Genomic DNA, 8,387 nt, shown 5'->3' with positions numbered 1-8,387 from the left:
TGGTTCGAATGCAGCTCTCCACGCGTTAACGGAACTCAGAGACCTTATTTGGGCGAATTATGGTGAAATGATCACCAAAAGGGTCAAATAAGGTCACTCTAGTCCGTTAGCCTGGGAAATATCCGGGAAATGGGCAGATAAGGTCTGTACGTTCCGTTAGAGGTTGCGTGGAATCCAGAACAAAGTAAGAACCCTTGGAGCCTAAGCTTCAAGGGTTCTTTTGCGATGATCTGCAGTGGGCTCGAACCACTGACCCCCACCCTGTCAAGATGGTGCTCTCCCAGCTGAGCTAGCAGATCAAATTATAGTGAAGACAAAATTTATCTTAACAGGCGCCGGGGTTCTTGTCAACACTTCCCTGAAGTATAAGGAGCCGAGACCCTGCCAACAATGGAGGAGGAGCGCCATCCTGTCAGGAAACGCTCTACGAACGGCACGCTTGCGTCAGCATAACGCCTTACATTCGGGGAACGCTATGCCCTGCATTCAGCGGAACCCCGTCCATTCAGCGAAATGCCCTACATATAGAAAGGAAGTTGAACAGATGCGTCGGACCCACTCAAACCGCCAGATCCGCCTTAACCCTCATAACCACGGCCACACCCCGTCGCCAAATAGCGAGACAAAGCGGCTACGTCCACGGCCCCTTTGGGCAGCCGTGGCAGGAGCCGTCCTCCTGCTGGCCTTAACCAGCGCCTGTCGTTTGGCGCCGAACGAGGAGACGATGAACCGGCAAGCCCGCGCCTTGCCCTGGCCGTTCGGCCCATCGGTATCGGACGGCGTTTATTCGCCAACGATCGTGGAGGACGTGTATTCCACGGAATAAACGCTTTATTCCTCGTCCCACTTGCGGGAATAACCTTTCTTCGTCACGTAAAACATGGAGACGATCAGCAATGCCGCGATCAGCACCGCAGCGGCTATCGTTATGCCCATGATCATAACCCCTTTGCCAGCCCCTTTCCGCCGAAATCCAATAGAATAACTATACATGAAATTGATTTTTTTGTATAATGATGCAGTTTAAACAAACCAACAGACAAGCTTTGCTGGGAGGGGAACGAAGTGTCGGCTGCAACTATCATCCATGTAGGGAACGAAGAACAATTGCAAAAATGCTTGGACATCCGAAAAGAAGTGTTCGTAGAGGAACAGAAGGTCCCCATCGATTTGGAAATTGACGAATACGATCAGATTGGCCCGGATGTACATCATGTGCTGATTGAATTGGAAGGGGCTTATGCCGCGACGGGCAGGCTGATTTACTATAAAGACAACGCGGCCAAAATGCAGCGGATCGCGGTGCGCCAAGAATTCCGCTCGAAAGGCGTGGGCAAAATCCTGCTGCTCGCCCTGGAAGAGCTTGCGCGGGAGCTTGGGCTCACCAAATCGGTCCTGGATGCACAGTGCCATGCTGAAGGGTTTTATGCCAAACTGGGTTATGAGACGATCTCGACCGAGCCCTTCGATGACGCCGGGATTCCGCATGTTCGGATGATTAAGCCGTTGAAAGCGTAAGCGTAAAAACATAGGTTCTGAGGTTTCGGGGCAAGCTAGATCTAACCTGAACGAAGAGGAGATGAGCTAGCCGATGGCCCTGAATACCAGAGAAACGTTCATTGCCGTGCGAAAGAACGGCGACGGGGATTTGGAGGCGTTTAAAACGTCCAGCGGACGCGTGCTTGATTACCAGCAGGCCCTGCAGGAGGTCAAGGCCGGTGCGATCGCCGGCGTCAACGTGTTCAAGGGGCGAGACGGAGAAATGCACATCCGTGGCGATGCCGACGGAGATCCGTCCAATAACCTCGACAACTTGCCTGGTTTCGAATAACGATGGAGCCCTACCCCATAAACGAATGAACCCTGCGGCTTACATACCCGCAGGGTTGTTTTATTACAGCGTATATACTTCGTGCTGGCGCAGAAAGTCCATTTCCCCGGTCGCTCCCCGGAAAGACTCCATTTCATCCCCATAATGCATCAGCAGGATTTGGCGCTGGATCTCGGTCGGCAGGGTTAGCAATTCCTGCAGCGTGGTATGGACTTCGCCGGGCCCGTTCAACTGGACCTCGTGCAGGATGCGGCGGCAGCCCCGCTCGCGGACGAGCTTCTCCAGCAGCTCCGGTTGAAACGTCTTATCCGCGCTGTAGAAAATCTCCTCATTGATATAAAGCGAATAGCTTGGTTTTCCCGGGATATGCGGCGTACGGATCAACTCCATCTTCAGTTCAGGCGCGAGCTGTGCCGGTTGGCCTTCCGTTAACAGACGCACGTCGAATACGTCGCTCAGCGAGTGGATCACGCCGTCCTGGCTTAACCCGCCTTTTAGCGTATTTTCCCATAACGGCTCGACCAGATTCTCGGCGATATACAGGATCGGCTTCGGCGCGGTCCCGAATTTTCGTCTGAAGGCCAGTTCCTCCAGTCCACCGACATGATCTCCATGGATATGGGTGATCAGCACGGCGTCGATGTCGTCCACCGGTTTGCCGATCGCGTGCAGCGCCATGGGGGCGGTGATTCCGCAGTCGATCAACAGGGTAAAGCCTCCGGCGTAGAGGAGCGCGTTGTTATTGTAATATTTTTTGGCAAACGCCCCGCCCGTACCCAGCATTTGCAAGCGTAATGGCATCAGGAATCCCCCTTTAAGAAGTATGGATCACCCCTCTAATGTACACAATTTCCAAGAGAAACAAAAGGCTGGCATCTCTCGCCAAAAAAAGTGCCGCTATTTCCCATAACCACCGCAACTTGACCGAAATCGGGGAGTATAACATTACATCAACAGGAATCAAATGGAGGGTCAAATTCATGAGATGGAGAAGAGTTGCATTACTGGTGGTCGCTTTCTCTCTAATGGGGGGTTCCCTGCTGTTTGCCGACGCCGCGAGCCAAAAGGTAAAGCTGATGCTGAACGGCCGCGAGCTGGAGGACGGCGGATATATCGTAGACGGGAAAACGTATGTGCCCGTCCGCAATCTGGAAGGCTTGGTCGAATATCATGACGGCACCAAAACGGTGAATTACTATAAGCCCAACGTTCACATGTTTCTATTTACGGACGATGCGGTTTTTGGCGACGTAAAGAAGACAGGGAAGCTGAAGTTCAACGTATTTTCACAAATCGATAATTTGCGCACGGATATCGTTGCGGTACGGGTCTCCATCACGGCCCCGGACGGGACGTCCAAAGAAATCCAGACCGATGAAATCAAGGAACAGCGGGATAACTTCTGGTTCCGAACGAAGGATTTCACGTACGATTTCAAGTCGCCGGGCCGTTATACCGTTGGGTTCTATATGCAGCCATCGAACGGATCGGATTTCGTGTTAGTCTCGGAAAAGGGCATTAACGTCTTAAAATAACCGACAAATGAGCCTCCGACCCGGCATGACTCGCGAAAATTGACCTGTCCCCACCAAAAGTGTTACGATACGGGGGGAATGAAGCGGGAGGACGGCTTCACTCCATTAAAACATACTTAAAGCGAGGTAATTTCATGAGCGACCACAATCACGAACACGGCGAAGCATGCGGCTGCGGCCACGATCATGACCATGATCACGAGCATGAAGAGTTTGTGTTGACGCTGACTGACGAAGAGGGGAACGACGTAGAGATGGTTCTTGTCGAGACTTTCGACGTTGGCGAGAAAGTGTACGCGCTGCTGCTCGAGCGCAACAATCCGGAAGCGGACGGCATCATTCTCCGCATGGAAGAAGAAAACGAAGAAATGGTGCTTTACAATATCGAAGACGAACAAGAATGGAAACAGGTGGAAGAAGCTTATAACGAGCTTGTCGCCCAAATGGATGAAGCCTGATTTGCGGTTGATCCCCTGGTATATAAGATAAAAGCTCCCCGATACGGGGAGCTTTTTGATTTTTGGTTTGGATCAGAAAATCGGATCGGCTTCAACAATCACCTTGACCTTATCGATATACCGGTCCTCCGGCCCTTTCACCGGCAAGCCGACCTCGACATGATCAACGATGTAGTCGATATTGTCCTGGGAAATGACTTCGCCCGGGAGCAGAATCGGAATGCCCGGCGGGTAGACGTAAATGAACTCGGCGATAATCCGTCCGGCCGATTCCTTAAACGGAATGACTTCGGTATCCGCATAGAAGGCATCCCGCGGAATGAGGGATAGATGCGGGATTTCCGGGATTTTCACGATCAGCTCGTTGGCGTTGTTTTCCTTATAATAAGTCTTGGACAGCTCGCGTAGGGCGGTCAGCAAAATATCGGCCGTCTCCTGCGTGTCCCCCGGCGTAATCAAGCACAGGATGTTGTACATGTCGCTGAGCTCCACTTCGATGTTGTAGTGCTCGCGCAGCCAGTTTTCCGTCTCATATCCGGTAATCCCCAAGTGGCGGACGTGGATCGTCAGCTTGGTCGGATCATGGTCATACGTCGCTTCCCCGCCTAAAATCTCCCGCCCGAAGCAATACAAGCCTTCGATTTGGTTGATTTCCGAACGCATATCATGCGCCAGCTCCATGGCCCGTTCGGCCAGTTCCCGTCCATGCAGCGCCAGATTGCGGCGCGCCGTATCCAGGGAAGCCAGCAGCAGATAGGAGGTGGACGTGGTCGTCAGCATGCTGATGATCGTCTGCACGCGCTGCGGGTTGACGTAACCGTTCTTGGTATTCAGGTTGAGGATCGAGCTTTGCGTCATCGAGCCGCCGAGCTTGTGCACGCTGGTGGCCGCCATATCGGCGCCGGCTTGCATGGCCGACATCGGCAGCTTCTCATGGAAGTGAATATGCACCCCATGCGCTTCATCGACCAGCACCGGCACGTGAAAGCTGTGAGCCAGGTCGACGATTTCTTTCAGGTTGGCGCAAACGCCGAAATACGTCGGGTTAATCACCACGACCGCCTTGGCGTCGGGATGACGCTGCAACGCGCGGCGGACCGAGGAAGTCGTGATTCCATGGTCGATCCCCAAATTGGCGTCTTGCGCCGGCGAAACGAAAACCGGCTTCGCTCCGGCGAAAATAATCGCCGACATCACGGATTTATGAATATTTCTCGGGACGATGATTTTATCACCCGGCGAACAAACGGATAGTATCATGGTCATGATGGCTCCGCTGGTCCCTTGCACCGAGAAATAGGTATAGTCGGCGCCGAAGGCGTCTGCGGCCAGCTTCTGCGCCTCTTCGATGACGCCGGTAGGCTGATGCAGGTCGTCTAGAGGAGCGATGTTGATCAAGTCGATGGACAAGGCGTTGTCGCCAATGAACTCGCGGAATTCTTTATCGGTGCCGAGCCCTTTTTTATGCCCGGGAATGTGAAACTGAACGGGATTGCCGGCCGCGTGCTTTTTGAGAGCGGTGAAGAGCGGCGTGCTTTGATGATCCATACGGGCCATCCCTGCCTTTCGTCAACGTAATTTTCAAACAAGCTTGAGTATAGCAAAATGCGCCCGGAATGCAAGCGAATCAAGACGGTTTTACGCAAAATTGACGTAGTTTGGGTTAATTTGCCGAAGAAAACGGACAGAATGAAAAGGGAAACCGTGATCGGAAACAAGGAGAGGGGGCTTTTTCGTGGAACTGACGAGCGGAATCGCGCGAAAAAAATGGCTGAATCCCACGTTCGCCAGCCTGTGGCTCATCATGTTTTTGGTGGAGTTCGTCAAGGGGGCGCTAATCGTATCCATCCTTCCGGTTTATATGGGGGATGTGCTGAGCCTTAGCGCGTTTGCAATCGGCTTGTCTTTTTCGATGCAGTATATCGGGGATAATTTGTTTCGTAGCCCGGCGGGCTGGCTGATTGAACGGATCGGCTTTCGCCGGACGATGAGCTTGGGGCTTTGCATCACGCTGGGCGCCGTGGCGATGATCGCTTTCCTGCCCTCCATGGGGTTTCTCGTGCTTGGCTGCGCGCTGTTGGGCATCGGGACCGCGCCGCTATGGCCTTGCGTCTTGATGGGGATTACCGCGGTTACGGAGGAGAATAACAACTTCGCGACGGCGATGGGGGTCATTCAGATTTCCAGCCTCGGCGGAACCGGACTGGGTCCCGTCATCATCAACTTTTTCCTGCATGATTCGTATCGGCCGGTTTTTTGGTTCCTGCTCGGCTGCCTAACGCTGGTGTTGCTGGTGTCGTTGTTTTTGCCGGGAAAAGCGGACGGTTCACCCGCCGCGGGCACGGCGAAAGCCGCCGTCCCCGGGGATACATCCTCCCCCGCCAAGAGCGGAGGGATGTGGAGCCAACTGCGTTCTTCGGTTCGCCATATCCGCACGCATTTGCATGTCAGCCCGTTATTATATCCGGCGCTGTTCCTGCAATCGTTCGCCGTCGGGCTGCTGACGCCGGTCATCACGCTGTACGTCCGGACGGAGCTCGGGCTGTCCCCGGAGACGTTTAGCGCGATGCTCGTGATCGGGGGCGGGATCACCGTCCTGGGGCTGATTCCGATCGGCAAACTGGTCGACCGGTTGGGGACGCGTTGGTTTCTGCATATCGGCTTCGCCCTGGCGGCGGCCTCGATCGGGTTGTTTGCCCTGTCGCGGGAGGTGTCGCTCGTTTGGCTGTTCGTCATCCTGATCGGGTGCAGCTATGCGTTTATCCTCCCGACATGGGACACGATGATCTCGCACATGCTTCCGAGCGGGGAAAGAGGCACGATCTGGGGCCTGTTCCTGACGATTCAGGGCTCGGGCATGGTCGCCGGGCCGATCATCTCCGGCAAAATGTGGGACCTGATCGGCCCGACCGCGCCGTTTCTGGCCAGCTCGGCAACGATGGCGCTGCTTTTCTTCCTGCATATCGCCCTCGCCCGCACGCAAAAAGCCTCCCCGAAGCCGTAAGGCAGGGAGGCTTGAAGCGTAGCGAAAGCAAGGCGCGTTGCCTAAGCTTAAAACGCGTTTTTATACAGCGGCAGCAGCGTTTGGAACGTCTCTTGGACCGTGTGGATCAACTTGCTCCCATCGGACACGAGGGGGTCGTTCCGCTCCAGCCGCAGCCCGCACAACGCTTCGGACTTCTTTACCGTCTTCAGTTGCTCGGCCCAGGTCTTCAACTGCTTGGCGTCGGCCTCCCGGTGGGGCGTGCCGCCCGGGCTCATATGGTCCAGGGACCAGTAGAATCCGTCCGGGATCGTCTTCTTGATCTGAGCTGCCTGCTTGTCCAAATAGTTCGCAAACACCGACTTATTCGGACTTTCGTAAATGACGGCGAAAATGATGAACAGGTGCGTGGAGAACATTCCCACTTGAAAATGCGGCAACGCTTTATACCCGCGTTTGCTGGCCGCCCAGGCCACCCAGGTATCGTTCGGCGGGTTCACCGTCCGGCGGGCATGCTTGGCCACATGCGGAAACATCTCTTCCCCGCATAAAGCGGACAGGAAGGGAACGAGCTCCGCACCGAGCGTTTCCAGCTTGGGCCTGATGTTGCTTATAATCGCTTCCATCCGGGGCTCAAGCCCCGGGACGGTAAGGGCGTCGAAATCTTGTGTCGTAAATCCTTCAAAGGACATCGGTGAATACCTCCAGCTTCAGCAGAAATCAAATGCGGTTCGATTTTTAACGGTACCAGTATATCATATTTTAGCGCGTCATCTCCGGCCTGATCAGGGTAAAAATAATCAATAAACCAAGTTCCATTACATAAGATGAAGTATAAGATAAGGTAAACCGTGAGGAGGGAGTGCCGTGAATAAAAGTTACGAAGTGGAATACTGCAACCTGGAACTCCGATTCGACCGCCGGCACATTCAACAATTGATCCGCGACTTGATCCAAGACGGGTATTCTTTATATTGGAGCGAAAACGAAACGCTCTTTATCATCTCGGTCCGGACCGGACGAAAGCTGACCAAACTGCGGTTTCAGCGTCTTCCCAAAGGATACAAGCTGGTAGGCGATTACGTAATCCGGGATGCCAAGCTGGCCGAATGGCTGGAGAAGCTGATCGGGGACCTGCGCGGCCATGCGGTGGTCAAACGGTTTAAGGATCGTCAGATCCTGGTCGAGAATATTTTGTTCGGAGAAGTCATCCGTCTCGTCGAAATCTCGGGAATGGAGCATCGCGTCATCTATCAAAAAGGGCCGGTCGTCGACACGGCGCAGATGGCCGAAATGTACGCCTCCGATTCCGCGGAGCAGCAGCTGGCGCATCTGCAAGAGGAGCTTGACGCCGAGCTGGAGCGGTTGTTCGAGGCGATCCAACAGGGAGACGCCGAAACCTCCGAGGCTTGTAAGGAGAGACTGCGCAAGCTTCGGCTCGAACTGCTTCGGCTTGAATGGTAACCTTAGAAACGGCTCATCCTAAAGGAGTGAGTACCTGCCTGATTGCCGGCAATGCACAAACGAATTACGAATGGCAAGTCCTTGGCTCCCACGGCGTTGGGGGTTGTTTTTTGGGC

The 8,387-nt window shown here is 54.2% G+C and carries 10 protein-coding genes and 1 tRNA gene; 7 read left to right on the top strand and 4 right to left on the bottom strand.

Annotated features, from left to right (window positions below; all coding sequences use genetic code 11):
• Positions 1 to 226 precede the first annotated feature (226 nt).
• Positions 227 to 299: transfer RNA gene (locus tag MJ257_RS11500), tRNA-Val, on the bottom strand.
• Positions 300 to 658: 359 nt separating this feature from the next.
• Between MJ257_RS11500 and MJ257_RS11495 the strand changes: the two genes are divergently transcribed.
• From MJ257_RS11495 to MJ257_RS11485, 3 genes are all read left to right on the top strand, one after another.
• The gene (locus MJ257_RS11495; RefSeq protein ID WP_240269370.1) at positions 659 to 826 is read left to right on the top strand and encodes a hypothetical protein; all 168 of its coding nucleotides are present in this window, start codon (positions 659 to 661) and stop codon (positions 824 to 826) included.
• A 239-nt stretch (positions 827 to 1,065) separates the two neighbouring features.
• A complete protein-coding gene (locus MJ257_RS11490; protein ID WP_240269369.1) occupies positions 1,066 to 1,518 on the top strand; it encodes a GNAT family N-acetyltransferase in 453 nt (150 codons plus the stop codon).
• A 73-nt stretch (positions 1,519 to 1,591) separates the two neighbouring features.
• The gene (locus MJ257_RS11485; RefSeq protein WP_240269368.1) at positions 1,592 to 1,831 is read left to right on the top strand and encodes a DUF3892 domain-containing protein; all 240 of its coding nucleotides are present in this window, start codon (positions 1,592 to 1,594) and stop codon (positions 1,829 to 1,831) included.
• 63 nt (positions 1,832 to 1,894) lie between these two features.
• On the opposite strand, the gene MJ257_RS11480 is transcribed toward MJ257_RS11485, so the two are convergent.
• Positions 1,895 to 2,632, bottom strand: coding sequence for an MBL fold metallo-hydrolase (locus MJ257_RS11480; protein ID WP_240269367.1), 738 nt, complete (start codon positions 2,630 to 2,632; stop codon positions 1,895 to 1,897).
• 179 nt (positions 2,633 to 2,811) lie between these two features.
• On the opposite strand from MJ257_RS11480, the gene MJ257_RS11475 reads away from it, so the two are divergent.
• Both MJ257_RS11475 and MJ257_RS11470 read left to right on the top strand, forming a co-directional pair.
• The gene (locus MJ257_RS11475) at positions 2,812 to 3,366 is read left to right on the top strand and encodes a copper amine oxidase (RefSeq protein ID WP_240269366.1); all 555 of its coding nucleotides are present in this window, start codon (positions 2,812 to 2,814) and stop codon (positions 3,364 to 3,366) included.
• Positions 3,367 to 3,500: 134 nt separating this feature from the next.
• Positions 3,501 to 3,824, top strand: a complete 324-nt coding sequence (locus MJ257_RS11470; RefSeq protein WP_009227121.1) for a DUF1292 domain-containing protein — start codon at positions 3,501 to 3,503, stop codon at positions 3,822 to 3,824.
• Between the two features lie 72 nt (positions 3,825 to 3,896).
• Here MJ257_RS11470 and MJ257_RS11465 read toward each other — a convergent pair whose 3' ends face one another.
• Positions 3,897 to 5,372 carry an aminotransferase class I/II-fold pyridoxal phosphate-dependent enzyme gene (locus MJ257_RS11465; RefSeq protein WP_240269365.1) on the bottom strand — a complete coding sequence of 492 codons (1,476 nt, stop codon included), beginning with the start codon at positions 5,370 to 5,372 and terminating at the stop codon, positions 3,897 to 3,899.
• Positions 5,373 to 5,559: 187 nt separating this feature from the next.
• Here MJ257_RS11465 and MJ257_RS11460 point away from each other — a divergent pair, with 187 nt between their 5' ends.
• Entirely contained in the window at positions 5,560 to 6,828 is a 1,269-nt protein-coding gene (locus MJ257_RS11460) for an MFS transporter (RefSeq protein ID WP_240269364.1), read from the top strand.
• Positions 6,829 to 6,875: 47 nt separating this feature from the next.
• Here MJ257_RS11460 and MJ257_RS11455 read toward each other — a convergent pair whose 3' ends face one another.
• Positions 6,876 to 7,499 (bottom strand): YktB family protein, encoded by a 624-nt coding sequence (locus MJ257_RS11455; RefSeq protein ID WP_240269363.1) that lies wholly within the window; start codon positions 7,497 to 7,499, stop codon positions 6,876 to 6,878.
• 175 nt (positions 7,500 to 7,674) lie between these two features.
• Here MJ257_RS11455 and MJ257_RS11450 point away from each other — a divergent pair, with 175 nt between their 5' ends.
• The gene (locus MJ257_RS11450) at positions 7,675 to 8,271 is read left to right on the top strand and encodes a YkzI domain-containing protein (protein ID WP_240269362.1); all 597 of its coding nucleotides are present in this window, start codon (positions 7,675 to 7,677) and stop codon (positions 8,269 to 8,271) included.
• Positions 8,272 to 8,387: the final 116 nt, after the last annotated feature.

This window comes from Paenibacillus timonensis (assembly GCF_022427145.1).
Lineage (GTDB): Bacteria > Bacillota > Bacilli > Paenibacillales > Paenibacillaceae > Fontibacillus > Fontibacillus timonensis.
The sequence above is the reverse complement of the archived record's forward strand: the minus strand, read 5'-3'. Positions and strand labels throughout refer to the sequence as shown.

Coding starts and splice junctions, on each gene's coding strand:
- MJ257_RS11465 (WP_240269365.1), bottom strand. CDS start 5,372: ATGGATCATCAAAGCACGCCGCTCTTCACCGCTCTCAAAAAGCACGCG.
- MJ257_RS11485 (WP_240269368.1), top strand. CDS start 1,592: ATGGCCCTGAATACCAGAGAAACGTTCATTGCCGTGCGAAAGAACGGC.
- MJ257_RS11480 (WP_240269367.1), bottom strand. CDS start 2,632: ATGCCATTACGCTTGCAAATGCTGGGTACGGGCGGGGCGTTTGCCAAA.
- MJ257_RS11475 (WP_240269366.1), top strand. CDS start 2,812: ATGAGATGGAGAAGAGTTGCATTACTGGTGGTCGCTTTCTCTCTAATG.
- MJ257_RS11470 (WP_009227121.1), top strand. CDS start 3,501: ATGAGCGACCACAATCACGAACACGGCGAAGCATGCGGCTGCGGCCAC.
- MJ257_RS11455 (WP_240269363.1), bottom strand. CDS start 7,499: ATGTCCTTTGAAGGATTTACGACACAAGATTTCGACGCCCTTACCGTC.